The organism is Cellulomonas chitinilytica, assembly GCF_016862675.1.
GTDB classification, from domain to species: Bacteria; Actinomycetota; Actinomycetes; order Actinomycetales; family Cellulomonadaceae; genus Cellulomonas; species Cellulomonas chitinilytica.
The window spans coordinates 216,165-229,434 of record NZ_BONK01000007.1 but is presented as its reverse complement, the minus strand read 5'-3'; the positions used below and the strand labels follow the sequence as shown (position 1 = coordinate 229,434).

Here is a 13,270-nt window from a genome sequence, read left to right as displayed (position 1 = left end):
GATGAAAGGTAGGGATGTCGTCAACGGGTTCAGTCGTATCTGCGTGAGCAGGGGCAGCAAGCAACAGGACGAGTGCCGCGAGCGACCCAACGCCAGCCATCGCGCTTCGGACGCCGAGCCTTCGGTTAGTCATAGAGGTCATCACGCAGATACACTTACCGATGACAGAGTCCTTTCGTAATGGCCGCGCGGGCAGTTCCTCGCTCAGAGCCTGATGGGATCTACGTGCAACTGACGATCGATGGCGAGTTGTTCACTGTGACGCAGCGCGATGACGGGGCGTCCTACGACTTCACGTGGGACAGCGGACCACGTGACTCCTACGGCTTCACCGTGGCGCGCTCCGACGGCGCAGCAATGTCCACGTCCGACCTCGAGCGCCATGCACGCTCGTTCCTCGCACAGGTCGACCCATCGACGGGCTTCATCGGCGATCCAGACTCCTGAGAACCGGAGGGGGTCGAGATCCTCACCAGCACGCCGGTTCCGGAGCCCGCAGGCCACGCGTGCGGCTGCGGCGGCCACGACGAGGCCGACCCCGTGCTCGACGTCCGCCCCATCCCGCACGCCATCCGGCACGCGACCGTGTTCGGCGCGTTCGACGCGATCCCGCCGGGCGGCTCGCTGGTCCTCGTCGCGCCGCACCTGCCCCGGCCGCTCATCGCCCAGCTGCGCGAGCGCGTCGAGCTCGACGTCGAGGTCCTCGTCGACGGCCCCGAGGCGTGGCACGTGCGCCTGACGCGCCTGGGCTGAGCAGGCCGCGAAGGTGCCCCTTATGCACCTTTTGTCACGAACTAGTGGCGAGGCGGTGAAACCCCGTTCTGCGCCCGTTCCCCCTGGCTACGTTCCCGACTGTGATGAACACCAACAGCCCAGGTAGCAGGCTCGAACCAGCGTTCACAGAGAGGACCGGTCCGGCCGTCCCGCCCGTTCGTCGGGCCCGTCTCGCCGACAAGATCAAGGCAGGCGCCCTCCTGCTCGTCTCAGCAGCCGTCCTGACGGTGGTGCCGAGCGCGCCCTCCCAGGCCGCGACGTGCAGCCAGCCGCTGCGGTGGGGCACTCACGAGAACGGCCAGATCCCGCTCAGCGAGCTGAGCCCGATCTCCTGGGCGCCGGGGCAATGGGTCCAGCCGGCCGCCGCAGCGAACCTGGAGAGCTTGAACACCGCATATCGAGCGCGGTTCGGTGTGAACCTCGCCATCACCGACTCGTACCGCTCCTACGACGCGCAGGTCAGGACGAAGGCAGCGAAGGGGAACCTCGCAGCGACACCGGGCTGCTCGAACCACGGCTGGGCGCGAGCACTGGATCTCAGTGGTGGGATCCAGGACTTCGGGACGGCTCAGTTCAACTGGATGCGCGCCAACGCGCCCGCCTACGGATGGCTCCACCCCGCGTGGGCCGAACCGGGCGGCTCGAAGCCGGAACCGTGGCACTGGGAGTACTGGGGCGGCGGTTCGGGGGTGACCAGCGTCGCCGAGCCGGAGCCCGTTCCTCTCTCACTGAGCGCGCCGACGTCCATCATCGACGCGGCAGACCGGATCTCGCTCTACGCCACCCGGACCGACGGCAACCTCTGGGGCGCCAGCCAGGCAGCCGCAGGAGCGGGCCTGGGCGCGTGGCAGATCATCGGCTCGCGAGACGCCGGGGTCGTCGGCCGTCCTGCCGTCCTGCGCCTCAGCTCGGGAATCATCGCGGTCTACGCGCGGACGTCCGTCGGCACCATCGTCGGCACCAACCAGACCGCCGTCGGCGGATCCTTCAGTGCCTGGACGACGATCGGCGCGGCGGGCAACGGCATCGCGAGCGACCCGGTGGCGACCCAGCTGGCCTCGGGGGTGATCGCCGTGTACGCGACGACCGTCGACGGGCGCGTCGCCGGCACGTCACAGTCCGCCGCAGGCGGCGCGTTCGGCACATGGACCAACATCGGGAGCTCCACCCGGGCGCTCGTCGGGCGACCCGCTCTCGTGCGCTACTCGGGCGACCGCATCGGCCTCTTCGCCTGGACGGCGGACGGGCACGTCGCCCAGACCGCACAGCCGGTTGCGGGATCGGCGTTCTCCGCGTGGACCGAGCTCGGAACGGGCGGCGGCGGGATCACGACCGAACCCACGGCGACGATCACCGGCGACCGTGTCACGGTCTTCGCGGGGGCCGGCTCGACGGTGGCGACCGTCACCCAGCCGACGGCGGGCGCTCCGTTCGGTGCGTGGATCAACCTCGGGTCCGGCCCTGTCGCGGCCGGAGACACCACCCCCGCCGTGATCGCGTCGCCCGGTCTCTACTCGGCGTACGTGCTGGGCAGCGACCGCAACGTGTGGGGAACGTCCGTCAGCAGCACCGCACCCGCGCGGGGCGGATGGGCGCAGATCGGGTCGGGCGCAGCGCTGGCGACGGCGCTCACGGGCATCCGGACGTCGGGCGGCGTCAACTGCGTGTACGGGGCTGACACCAACGGCACCGTCGTGGGCAGCTGCCAGACCGGCCCCGGCGGCCCCTTCAGCGGGTGGGTCGCGCTCTAGCAGCACCGACCTCGCCGTGAGGTCATGATGCGAGCGGAGGACCTCCGGGCGGTGCGGACATCTCGTCCTCGCTGTCCGGAGGTCCTCGTCGTACGTGGTCGCGGGTCGGGAACCGGCGGAGCCCCGCGGTCAGGCGCCGTGCGGACGGACTGCGGCGTCGAGCGCCCCACGCAGGCCCGCGGCGTCGAACCGCGGCCCGTAGCCGGGGGTGCCGGGCTCGATGCGCCAGCTCTCGTCGAGCGGGCCGCCGTCGACGGCGTCGAACCCGACGGTGTCGATGAACGCGGCCGCACCGACCTTCGCGTCGTGGTCGTCGCCGAAGATCGCGAGCGCCCGCCGGTCCGGGGTGCCCGCAGGCGTGCCCTGCGAGCCGAGGTCGGCGGCCGTGATGTGGTTGAACGCCTTCACGACGTGCGCGTCGCCCAGGTGCCGGGCCAGCAGCCCGGCGCTGGTGATCTGCTGCGCGTCGAGCTCGGCGACGTGGCCGTCGCGCTGCCAGTAGTAGTTGTTGGTGTCGATGACGAGCTTGCCCTGCAGCGGCTCGACGGGGACCTGGTCGACGGCCTTGAGCGGGACGGACACGACGACGAGGTCGCCCGCCTCGGCCGCCTCCTGCGCGGTGCCGGCGCGTGCCCGGTCGCCGAGCTCCGCGACGAGGTCGACGAGCGTCTCCGGCCCGCGCGAGTTGGAGACGACGACGTCGTACCCGGCCGCCACCGCCAGCCGCGCGAGGGTGCCGCCGATGTTGCCGCTGCCGATGAGCCCGAGTGTCGTCATGCCGGGGTCAACGGCCGTCGCCGGGCCGGTGTTCCGAGACCTCGGTCACCGGCGCGCGCGCGTCGGCGACGACCGGTGCGGCTCGTCGGGTCAAGCGTGCGCGCTGCGGCGCCGATGTCCTGACGTGGCACTCGCTCCGCACGGCGGCCTCCCCCAGGGCACCGTCCTCACCGACCCTGTGCTGCCGCTGCTCCACCTGCTGATGTACGTGGGCGCCTCGGCGGCGGTCGCCCTCGGCCTGCGGGTGCTGCAAGTCCTGTGGCTGCGGGCGCTGGTCGTGCGCACGGCGACGAAGGAGGACCCCGCGAGGGCGGCCGAGATCCGTCGGGCCGTCCGGTCCGTGCCGGTGCGCAGGCTGCTCGTCCGGCCGGCCGCACCACCGTCCGACCCGTACGCGCTGACGCACGAGGTCGTCGTCGCCCCGCTCGGCGACGGCCGGCCCGGCGAGTCCTTCCGCGCGCCCGGACCCAACGTCACGACGGGCGACCTCGGCCCCGACGGCTCCCGCCAGGACGTGCGCGTCGTGATGGCCCCCCGGACCCACCTGCTCGTCGTCTGCCTCGGGCGGGTGAGCCTCCGGGACGGCGACGATCCGCTGCCGGCGGAGCAGCGGGCGCACCGGCAGCACGCGTCGTACCAGGCACCACGGATGGCGCTCGGCCCGGTCGACCGCGTCGACACGGCGGCGGGCGCGGGGTGGCGGACGACCTCCACGTTCCACGACGCGGCCGTGACGGACACGCACGTCGACCATGCCGGGTGGGCGTTCGTGATCGGCGTCCTGTCCTCCTCGTGGCACGCGCGCGCCGTCGAGGCCGCGGACGGCGTCCTCGCGACCTGGCGGTGGATCTCGGCCGACCCGACGCACGGCGGCCCGGCCTCCCCCGGCTGGGCACCCGACGCGACCTGACCCGGGCGCGCGCCCGGGCACACGTCCGGCCGCGCGGCCGTCAGCCGCCGCGGTTCGGGGGCTCGAAGTGCACGCCGTCGTGCCCGGCGTGCGCCTCGGCGCGGATCACGTGCATGACCGCGTTGATGAGGGCGAGGTGCGTGAACGCCTGCGGGAAGTTGCCGAGGTGCCGCCCGGACCGGGTGTCGATCTCCTCGGCGTACAGGTTGAGGGTCGACGCGAACGCCAGGAGCCGCTCGCACAGGGCACGGCCGCGTTCCAGCTCACCGATCTCGACGAGCGCGCTGACCAGCCAGAACGAGCAGATCGTGAACGTGCCCTCCTCCCCCTCGAGCCCGTCGTCCGTCTCGTCGACCCGGTAGCGCAGCACCAGGCCGTTGTCGGTGAGCTCGTCGGCGATCGCGAGCACGGTCGCGCGGACCCGCTCGTCGTCGGCGGGAAGGAACCGCAGCAGCGGGACGAGCAGCAGCGACGCGTCGAGCGCGTCCGACCCGTACCGCTGGACGAACACGCCGCGCTCGTCGACGCCGTGCGCGCAGATGTCGGCGTGGATCTCGGCGGCGAGCTTGCCCCACTCGGTGGCGAAGTCGTGCTCGTCGTGCATGCGCGCGAGCCGGGCGCCGCGGTCGAGCGCGACCCAGCACATGAGCTTGCTCGACGTGAAGTGCTGCGAGTCGCCGCGCACCTCCCAGATGCCGCGGTCGGGCTCGTGCCAGTGCTTGATGGCGGCCTCGACCTGCCGCTTCAGGACGGGCCACAGGGCCTCGGGCAGCTGCTCGCGCGAGCGGGTGTGCAGGTAGACGGAGTCGAGGACGGCGCCCCAGACATCATGCTGGCGCTGGGAGTACGCGGCGTTGCCGACCCGGACGGGCCGGGCACCCTCGTACCCGGACAGGTGGTCGAGCTCGGTCTCGTCGAGCTGCTCCTCGCCGCCGACGCCGTACATGATCTGCAGGTCCTTGTTGTCCCGGCACACGTCGTGGATGAACGCGAAGAAGTCGTTCGCCTCGCGGTCCAGCCCGAGCGTGTACAGGCCCCACAGGGCGAACGTCGAGTCGCGGATCCACGCGTACCGGTAGTCCCAGTTCCGCTCGCCGCCGGGCGTCTCGGGCAGGCTCGTCGTCGCGGCGGCCAGCAGCGCACCCGTCGGCGCGTACGTCAGGCCCTTGAGCGTGAGCGCGCTGCGCTGCAGGTACGTGCGCCACGGGTGGTCCGGGAACACGCCCTGGGTGATCCACTCGCGCCAGTACTCCTGCGTGCGCCACAGCTGGTCGGCGGCCTGGTCCCACGTGCGCGGGTTCGGCAGCGGCGACCATGCGAGGGCGACGAACGCCTTGTCGCCGTTCACCATGCGGGTGCGGGCCGACGCGGTGCGGCCGTCGACGCCGAGGCGCAGGCTCGACGTGAGGCGCAGGGTCGGGCCCGTGACGCCCTCCGGAGGTGTCGCGACGAGCTCGTTGTAGCCGGACTCGGAGTACTCCCACCGCGGCTCCTGCCGCGCGTAGTCCGGCGCCGGTGCGCACTCCACCTCGAGGTCCACGGTGCCGCTCACGCACGTGACGGTGCGCAGCAGGATGTGCTCCGCGTCGTTGTCCGTCGGCGTGCGGCGGTGGGTCGCGGAGCGTTCGTCGGTGTTGTGCCACGGTCCCATCACCATCGCGTCCCGGACCACGAGCCAGCCCGTGGGCGTCTGCCAGGTGGTCTCCAGCACGAGCGTGCCGGGCAGGTAGCGGCGGGCCGAGGGGACCCGGATCCCGTGCGGTCCGACGCGGAACGAGCCGGCCGCCCGGTCGAGCAGCGCGGTGAAGATGCTCGGGGAGTCCGGGCGGGGGACGCACATCCACTCGACCGCACCGCTCGGGGCGATCAGGCAGTTCGACTCGCAGTCGGACAGGAACGCGTAGTTCGCGATCGGCGGGAACGACGACCGGTGGGTCGGGTCCGGCCGGCGGTCGGTCACGAGCGGGGCCATGGTCCAGCGTGACTCCTGGTGACGGACTTGTCTGCTCGTGCACGTAAATTCTGCGCGTCGACCGGCACAGGTCCCGACGGGCGGCGTGACCCGCAGGTCGCCGGCTCGGCCTCGGGCTCGGGTGGGTCCTCGGGTTCGTCGTCGGCATCCTCGGCCTGCAGCGGGCGCGCAGGTTCGCGGCCGTCGGCTACCCGGCCGTCGGGCGGACGAGGTCGGTCTGGGCGATCGTGCTCTCGGCCGTCGGCGTCGCGGTGCAGGACGGCTCCGGGGTCCTCACCTGACGGAGCGGGTCGTAGCGCCCGCGAGCGCCGGCACACCGCGCTCGTCGAGCCGGCACTCGGCGTTCCGCAGCGCGCGGATCGTCCACCCGGTGACCGTCAGGTAGGCGTGCTCGACGGCGTGACCGACCCGGAACGGGCGGTCCGACTCGAAGGCCTCGTCGAGCAGCCGGCACAGGGCGGCGACCTGCGCCTGCGACACGTCGGCGGCGGGTGCGAGGTAGAGCAGCCGCGTCATCGACGGCCGCAGGTCCGCCTCGATCTGCACGAGGACGGGGTTGGTGCAGGCGTCGACCATCGGGTCGAGGGCTGCGCGCAGCGCGTTGCGGCGGGACCGGTTGTCGGCCGGGGCCGGGGCGGACGCGGCGGCGCGGACGGCCGCACGGACCTGCGCACGCACGTCGGCGGACAGCGTGGGCCAGGTGAGCCGGGCGACGGTGCCGAGCACCCCGGCGAGGGCCTGCGCGGTGTGGTCGAGCATCTCGACGTCCATCGGCGCGACCCGGGAGCCGCGGTGCGGCTCGCTCTCGACCAGCCCGAGGTCCTCGAGCCGGGCGAGGGCGTCGCGCACGGGGGTGCGGGAGATGCCGAGCCAGGTCGCGAGCTCGTCCTCGCGGAGCTGCTCGCCGGGTTCGAGCCTGCCGGTGACGACGAGCTCCTGGAGCTCGCGCACGGCGACGTCGACGAGCGTCAGGCGCAGCGGGCCGGCACGGCTCGGGATCAGCGGCACAGGCATCGTGACCTCCCATCCGGTCGGCACCGGTGGGGACGGTCGCGGTGTCGCCGTCCTTCCACGGTAGGTCGGGCGTCGTGGAGCGGGACGCGACCAAGGTCCCCGAGCCTCGCCGTCACACGGCGTCGTGGGAGCGGTCTCACCGCCCGTGACCTGCATACGGGATCCGATGCCCGGGATCCGGTATGCAATTAGTTTGATGTGCGAACAAATGCCTACCCTGAACCTACCAGGGGACGAACAGCCGCCCCCCCAGGTGCGGACCACCGGGTCGCACCGCCCGCACGACGAGGTGACGTGATGCTCCACCGGACGACGAGCCCGACCCGCACGACGAACCCGACCCGCTCGGCCCGGACCGGCCACCCCGCCCGCGTCGCCACCGTCGCCGTGCTCACGACGGTCCTGGCCACCGGGTCGGCGCTCGGAGCGACCGCCGCCGAGGCCCACACTCGCGCGACCGAGGCCGAGCACGCCCGCACCGCCGCCCGCGTGCAGCTCGTCGTCGACGCCGCCGCCGCGGACGCTCGGCTCACCGCCGGGACGCTCGCCGCGGCACGGTCCGCGGCGAGCACGACGCTCCGCTCGCAGGCTGCCGCCCGGGCCGGCGCCGCCGTCGCCTCGGCCGACGCCGCCCTCTCCGCGGCCCCGCACGCCGACGACGCCGCCCGCGCCGCGCTGGTCGCCGCCCGCGACGCGGTCGCCACCTCGGCAGCGACGCTCGGCTCCGGTGCCAGCACCACCGACGTGCACCGCGCGCTCGACGCGCTCGACCCCGCGCAGCAGGCCGTCGCGCAGGCCGAGCAGCAGTGGCAGGCCGCCGAGGCCGCACGCGTCGCAGAGGCGGCGGCTCAGGCGGCACAGGCGGCTGAGGCGGCTGAGGCGGAACGGTCCGCCCAGGCGGCCGACCGCGCCGCGGCCGCGAAGGCCGCCCGACCCGCGACCTCTCCCGCGACCGCACCGGCCGCCGCCCCGACGGCACCCGCGTCGACGGCCCCCGCGTCGAGCGGCCCCCAGGGGAAGACCCTCACCTGCCAGGCGGGCGGCAGCGCGTCGAGCACGGTCGTCGACGGCGGCGACATCGGCGCCGCGATCAACGACTACCGCGCCGGCCTCGGCCTCAGCAGGCTCGCCGTCGCCGGCTCCGGCGCGCTCGTCGCCCACGCGCAGGACATGGCGGCCTGGGGGCAGATCTGGCACAGCGGCGGCGACAGCATCGTCGCCTGCCTCCGCCCGGCGAGCGCGACGCAGATGGTCGTCGCCTGGTCCCGCTCCCCCGGGCACGACGCCCAGATGCGCCGCACCGACGTGACCCGGATGCTCGTCGGAGCCACCACGGCCGACGGGATCCTCTATGGCGCGGTCCTGTTCCGCTGATAGGTTCGCCCCGGATCGCCGCTGACCTGCACCGTCACCGGCGATCCCGGTGACGGCGGTCCAGTCCCGCCTGTCGACCGCACCGGGCTCCCGGTGCTCGCGTCACCGCCTCGGAGGTCACGATGCACGTGCCCGGCTGGTACCCCGACCCGTCCGTCCCCGGGCAGGAGCGGTGGTGGGGTGGGCAGTCGTTCACCGCCCACGTCCGCCCGAGCCCGGCGGGTGCCCCTGCCGCTGCCCCGGCCGCGACCGCTGTCGCCGCGATGCCGACGGCACCTCCGGTCTGCACGAACCTCGCCCCCGCCCCACTCACCTGGTCGGCCGACCACGCGCAGAGGCTCAGCGACGTCCCCACCGACCTGGCGAGCGGACGCAACCCCCGCGCCACCGCGGCGCTCGTGCTCGGGATCCTGTCGGTGTTCGGCTTCTGGATCGGGGCGATCCTCGGGATCGTGCTCGGCGTGCAGGGCCTGTCCCGCGCCGGCGCGTACGCCGCCGCCGGCCATCCGGCCTTCGGGCGCACCAAGTCGGTGTGGGCGCTCGTGCTGTCGGGCGTGGGCGTCCTCGTCTCGGTCGCGATCATCGCGGCTGCGCTCTAGCGTCCTGGGCCCGCACCCGGCGGGTGCCGGTGTCGGCGGCCGGTCGTAGGCTCCTGCGGCGTGACCGTCCACGAGCTCACCCGGACCGACGCGCGGCGGGTCGCCGTCCGCGCGCAACGGCTCACGGCCGACCGCCTCACCGACGTGCACGAGACGGTCCAACAGCTCTCGCTGCTGCAGCTCAACCCGACGAGCGCCGTCGCACCGAGCGCCGACCTGGTGCTGTGGAGCCGGATCGGGTCGGCGTACGAGCCGCACGAGCTCGCGGACGCGCTCGACGAGCAGACGCTCCTGGAGTACCGCGGCACGCTGCGTCCCGCCGAGGACCTGGCGCTGTACCGCGCCGAGATGGCGGTGTGGGCGGCCGGCGAGCTCACCGGGTGGCAGCGCGCCAACGTCGAGTGGCTGCGGACGAACCAGGCGTGCCGCCTGGACATCCTCGACCGGCTCCGCGCCGACGGTCCGCTGCCGATCAGCGAGCTGCCGGACCTGTGCGTCGAGCCGTGGAAGTCGTCGGGCTGGAACGACAACCGCAACGTCACGATGATGCTGCACGTCATGGTCCGCACCGGCGAGGTCGCCGCCGCGGGCGGCACGGGCAAGGACCGGCTGTGGGACCTCGCCGAGCGGGTCTACCCGGGCGGGCCGGTGCCGCCGCTGGAGGAGTCGCTGCGGCTGCGCGACGCGCGGCGTCTGGGGGCGCTCGGCATCGCCCGCTCGCGCGGGCCCGAGTGCCCGGTCGAGCCGCTCGACGTGGGCGAGGCGGGCGAGCCCGCGGTCGTCGAGGGCGTCCGCGGGCGCTGGCGTGTCGACCCGGCGCACCTGGACGCCGTGCGCTCCGGGGCGTTCGACGGGCGGGCGGCGCTGCTGTCACCGTTCGACCGGCTGCTGCACGACCGCAAGCGGATGACCGAGATCTTCGAGTTCGAGTACGCCCTGGAGATGTTCAAGCCGGCCCGGGTCCGCCGGTGGGGCTACTACGCGCTGCCCGTGCTGCACGGGGACCGGCTGGTCGGCAAGCTCGACGCGACGGCCGACACCCGCGCCGGGGCGCTGCGCGTGCACGCGGTGCACGAGGACGGCGACTGGACGGCGGCGACGCGGGCGGCCGTGGACGACGAGATCGCCGACCTGGCCCGCTGGCTGGAGCTGGACCTCGTCCGGGAACCCTGACGGGTGCGGGTGCCGCCCTCGCGGGGAGGAGGGCACCCGCACCCGGTCAGCGCGGGACCGTCACGGTGTGACCGTCAGCGGGGTCCCGCCCGACGTGAGCTGCCAGTCGGGGTTCGACGAGGAGAACAGCGCCGGGTCCACGACCTGGTGCTCGGTCACCCAGTCGATGAGCAGCTGCCGGATCTCGAGCTGCCGGTTGTGCACGACGGGCGCGCCCACGACGCCGGGGAAGTTCCCGCCGCCGGACTGCCGGTAGTTGTTGATGGCGACCACGAACTGCTGGTCGTCGGTCACCGGGACGCCGCCGTACGCGAGCCCGGTGATGCGGCTGCCGACGGGCTGCGCCAGGTCGATGCCGTAGGTCAGCGGCTGGTCGAGCCCGCCCATGACGTCGTAGTTGTAGTCCGGGGTGCCGTTCGGGGCGGTCGGCGTCACCGCGTTGGTGAGGTCGGCGGCCGCGTAGGTGCCGGGCGTCGGTGCGGGCTTGAAGTACTCGGCGGACTTCTCCAGGTACGCCTTGACCTGCGCGCCCGTGAGCTTGATGCCCAGGAGCGTGTTGTCGTAGATGTACAGCCCGGCGATGTCCCCGACGGTGACGTCGCCCTGCGGGATCGCGGCGTCCTTGTTGAACGGTGCCGCGATGGACAGCACGGGCAGGTCGGCGTCGGCGCCCGTGAGGTCGGCCTTCACGGTCTCGGCCTGGACGTGGTTGATGAAGTCGAGCGCCGAGGTGTCCTCGTACCGGGCGGTCGCGGCCGACATGGGCTCGGTGGCCGTGCCGATCACGCTGTTGACGTAGTCGACGGCCTTCTGGTGGTCGGCCTGCAGCAGGCGCACGATCTTCGGGTCCTCGGGCACGGTGTTCGAGTTGAGCACCTGCGCGTCGACGGACTGCACGGTCCAGCGGCCCCGCGCGAACGACAGGTCGATGTCGAACACGGACAGCCGCTCGCCCCACTTGAGAGGCTCGGACAGCACGACCGGCTTGCCGGTGGCGGTGTTGGTGACGACGCGCTCGGCGATCTCCTGGTGCGCGTGACCCACGAGGATCGCGTCGATGCCGGGCACCTGCTGGGCGACGAGCGTCGCGGCGTTCTCCGGGAACGGCAGGGCGTCGCCGTACGACGACGACGTGTCGGCGCCGGAGTGCGCGGCGACGACCACGACGTCCGCGCCCTTGCGGCGCATCTCGGGCACGTACCTCGACGCCTGCTCGACGAGCCCGTCGAAGTGCATCTTGCCCTCGACGTTCGCCTTGTCCCAGATCGCGATGCCGGGGTTCGTCAGGCCGAGGATCCCGACACGGACGGCTCTTCCGTGGTGCCCGGTAACGGTCTTGATGGTGTACGGCGCGAACGCCGGCCGGCCGGTGCCGTCGTCGAGCGCGTTCGCGGCGAGGAGCGGGAACCGGAGCTGCTTCTCGAAGGTCCGCAGGTACGGGATGCCGTAGTTGAACTCGTGGTTGCCGACGGCGGCGGCGTCGTAGCCGATCGCGTTCATCGCGAGGGCCATGGGGTGCTGGACCGTCGACGAGATCGGCTCGACCTTGGCGAAGTAGTACGCGAGCGAGGTGCCCTGGATGGTGTCGCCGGCGTCGATGAGGAGCGTGTTGCGCGCCCCGCGGTCGGCGCGGACCTGGTTGACCAGCGTGGAGACCTTCGCGAGGCCCACGTCGTTGTGGGCGCTGTCGTCGTACTCGGCGTTCTTGTAGTAGTCCCAGTTCACGGCGTTGCCGTGCAGGTCCGTCGTGCCCATGACGGTGAGGTGGTAGCCGTCGACGTGCCCCCCTCCGGGGCCGCCGGGCCCGCCGCCGTGCCCTCCACCGGGCCCCCCACCGTGCCCGCCACCGGCCATCGCCGGCGAGGCGAGCCCGACGAGGAGCAGGGTGGCTGCCGCCACGGCTCCCCCTCGCACCCTGCGACGCTGCAGGTTGGTGATCCTCATGCCTGAGTCCTCCCGTGCTGTCGGTTGTGCGCCGGGTTGCGGCGCGTCGCGCACGGTACCCCGATCGGGTGACGCGGGCGCCTCGACGGGATGACGGATGGGCGAACCCGCAGGTCAGGAGGGTCGGAGGGCCCAGGTCAGGCGGGGGCGGACTCGCCCGCCGCGCGCCGGCGCAGCCGTTCGAACCCGTCGAGGAGCAGGTCGAGCGCGAACTCGAACTCGGCCTGGTCGTCGCACCCCGACCCGACGACGGACGCGTCGTCGTGCGCGACCGCGAGGGCGATCTCGGCGAGGTGCGGGAAGGCCGGGGCCATCGCGCGGGCGCCGGCGGCCCGCACCTCGGGGTCGATCTCGGCGGAGTCGTCGAAGAGCTCCTGGCTGAAGCCGAGGATCCGGCTGCCCATCGTGTGCATCACGTGGTGGGTGAGGTCGACGGAGAAGCCGCCGGCGCGGAACATGCCGACGACGGAGTTCAGGTAGGTCATCACCGCGGGGGTCGGGGCACCGCGGGACTCGATGACCTGGGCGGCCCAGGGGTGGCTGAGCATCGCGTGCCGCGCACCGAGCACGCGCCGGCGGACGGCACCCTGCCAGTCCTGCTCGACGTCGCCCGGCGCGGGCGCGGGGATCTCGCCGACGACCAGGTCGACGACGCCGTCGAGCAGCTCGTCCTTGTGCGCGACGTGCTTGTAGAGCGCCATCGGGACCACGTCGAGCTCCTGGGCGAGCCTGCGCATGCTGAGCGTCTCGATGCCGCCCTCGTCCGCGAGCGCCACGGCGGCCCGCAGGACGCGCTCGCGGGACAGGGGCGTGCGGCGTGGTACGTCCGTCTGCTGCGCGGTCACCGGACCTCCTTCTGCCGACCCCTTGACTGAGTGTACGGCGTACACCTAGTGTCTCGTCCCAGCAGGTGTACGCCGTACACCACGCCGCAGGGCGGCTCCGCCCACCGTAGACGCCCGCGCCAACTCGCCCGAGGAGG

General features: G+C 73.2%; 12 protein-coding genes. 7 read left to right on the top strand and 5 right to left on the bottom strand.

The window, feature by feature from the left end; all coding sequences use genetic code 11:
- The first annotated feature begins 225 nt into the window (after positions 1-225).
- The 3 genes from Cch01nite_RS12065 (at position 226) to Cch01nite_RS12055 (ending at position 2,525) form a co-directional block, all read left to right on the top strand.
- On the top strand, positions 226-447 hold the full coding sequence (locus Cch01nite_RS12065; protein ID WP_203754285.1) for a hypothetical protein: 222 nt from the start codon (positions 226-228) through the stop codon (positions 445-447).
- Positions 448-540: 93 nt separating this feature from the next.
- Complete coding sequence (locus tag Cch01nite_RS12060; RefSeq protein WP_308439245.1) at positions 541-753, top strand: DUF2249 domain-containing protein; 213 nt, start codon at positions 541-543, stop codon at positions 751-753.
- A 104-nt stretch (positions 754-857) separates the two neighbouring features.
- Positions 858-2,525, top strand: coding sequence for a DUF8189 domain-containing protein (locus Cch01nite_RS12055; protein ID WP_203754282.1), 1,668 nt, complete (start codon positions 858-860; stop codon positions 2,523-2,525).
- Positions 2,526-2,654: 129 nt separating this feature from the next.
- Here the strand turns inward: Cch01nite_RS12055 and Cch01nite_RS12050 are convergent, their stop codons facing one another.
- A complete protein-coding gene (locus tag Cch01nite_RS12050; protein ID WP_203754265.1) occupies positions 2,655-3,302 on the bottom strand; it encodes an NADPH-dependent F420 reductase in 648 nt (215 codons plus the stop codon).
- Between the two features lie 124 nt (positions 3,303-3,426).
- Here Cch01nite_RS12050 and Cch01nite_RS12045 point away from each other — a divergent pair, with 124 nt between their 5' ends.
- Positions 3,427-4,212: a hypothetical protein gene (locus Cch01nite_RS12045; protein ID WP_203754262.1), complete on the top strand. Its 786-nt coding sequence runs from the start codon at positions 3,427-3,429 to the stop codon at positions 4,210-4,212.
- A 40-nt stretch (positions 4,213-4,252) separates the two neighbouring features.
- Here Cch01nite_RS12045 and Cch01nite_RS12040 read toward each other — a convergent pair whose 3' ends face one another.
- Together Cch01nite_RS12040 and Cch01nite_RS12035 are read right to left on the bottom strand one after the other, a co-directional pair.
- The gene (locus tag Cch01nite_RS12040; RefSeq protein ID WP_203754259.1) at positions 4,253-6,184 is read right to left on the bottom strand and encodes a glycoside hydrolase family 15 protein; all 1,932 of its coding nucleotides are present in this window, start codon (positions 6,182-6,184) and stop codon (positions 4,253-4,255) included.
- Positions 6,185-6,457: 273 nt separating this feature from the next.
- Positions 6,458-7,198, bottom strand: coding sequence for a GntR family transcriptional regulator (locus Cch01nite_RS12035; RefSeq protein ID WP_203754256.1), 741 nt, complete (start codon positions 7,196-7,198; stop codon positions 6,458-6,460).
- A gap of 297 nt (positions 7,199-7,495) precedes the next feature.
- Here Cch01nite_RS12035 and Cch01nite_RS12030 point away from each other — a divergent pair, with 297 nt between their 5' ends.
- The 3 genes from Cch01nite_RS12030 (at position 7,496) to Cch01nite_RS12020 (ending at position 10,344) form a co-directional block, all read left to right on the top strand.
- Positions 7,496-8,572: a CAP domain-containing protein gene (locus Cch01nite_RS12030; protein WP_203754253.1), complete on the top strand. Its 1,077-nt coding sequence runs from the start codon at positions 7,496-7,498 to the stop codon at positions 8,570-8,572.
- A 122-nt stretch (positions 8,573-8,694) separates the two neighbouring features.
- Entirely contained in the window at positions 8,695-9,171 is a 477-nt protein-coding gene (locus tag Cch01nite_RS12025; RefSeq protein ID WP_203754250.1) for a DUF2510 domain-containing protein, read from the top strand.
- A gap of 60 nt (positions 9,172-9,231) precedes the next feature.
- Positions 9,232-10,344 carry a DNA glycosylase AlkZ-like family protein gene (locus tag Cch01nite_RS12020; protein ID WP_203754247.1) on the top strand — a complete coding sequence of 371 codons (1,113 nt, stop codon included), beginning with the start codon at positions 9,232-9,234 and terminating at the stop codon, positions 10,342-10,344.
- Between the two features lie 60 nt (positions 10,345-10,404).
- Here the strand turns inward: Cch01nite_RS12020 and Cch01nite_RS12015 are convergent, their stop codons facing one another.
- Together Cch01nite_RS12015 and Cch01nite_RS12010 are read right to left on the bottom strand one after the other, a co-directional pair.
- Complete coding sequence (locus tag Cch01nite_RS12015; protein ID WP_203754244.1) at positions 10,405-12,288, bottom strand: bifunctional metallophosphatase/5'-nucleotidase; 1,884 nt, start codon at positions 12,286-12,288, stop codon at positions 10,405-10,407.
- A 137-nt stretch (positions 12,289-12,425) separates the two neighbouring features.
- Positions 12,426-13,133 carry a TetR/AcrR family transcriptional regulator gene (locus Cch01nite_RS12010; protein WP_203754241.1) on the bottom strand — a complete coding sequence of 236 codons (708 nt, stop codon included), beginning with the start codon at positions 13,131-13,133 and terminating at the stop codon, positions 12,426-12,428.
- Positions 13,134-13,270: the final 137 nt, after the last annotated feature.

What these genes read in the sequence shown, in the direction of transcription:
- Cch01nite_RS12050 (WP_203754265.1), bottom strand. Translation starts at nt 3,302, where the DNA reads ATGACGACACTCGGGCTCATCGGCAGCGGCAACATCGGCGGCACCCTC.
- Cch01nite_RS12055 (WP_203754282.1), top strand. Translation starts at nt 858, where the DNA reads ATGAACACCAACAGCCCAGGTAGCAGGCTCGAACCAGCGTTCACAGAG.
- Cch01nite_RS12030 (WP_203754253.1), top strand. Translation starts at nt 7,496, where the DNA reads ATGCTCCACCGGACGACGAGCCCGACCCGCACGACGAACCCGACCCGC.
- Cch01nite_RS12025 (WP_203754250.1), top strand. Translation starts at nt 8,695, where the DNA reads ATGCACGTGCCCGGCTGGTACCCCGACCCGTCCGTCCCCGGGCAGGAG.
- Cch01nite_RS12035 (WP_203754256.1), bottom strand. Translation starts at nt 7,198, where the DNA reads ATGCCTGTGCCGCTGATCCCGAGCCGTGCCGGCCCGCTGCGCCTGACG.
- Cch01nite_RS12015 (WP_203754244.1), bottom strand. Translation starts at nt 12,288, where the DNA reads ATGAGGATCACCAACCTGCAGCGTCGCAGGGTGCGAGGGGGAGCCGTG.
- Cch01nite_RS12040 (WP_203754259.1), bottom strand. Translation starts at nt 6,184, where the DNA reads ATGGCCCCGCTCGTGACCGACCGCCGGCCGGACCCGACCCACCGGTCG.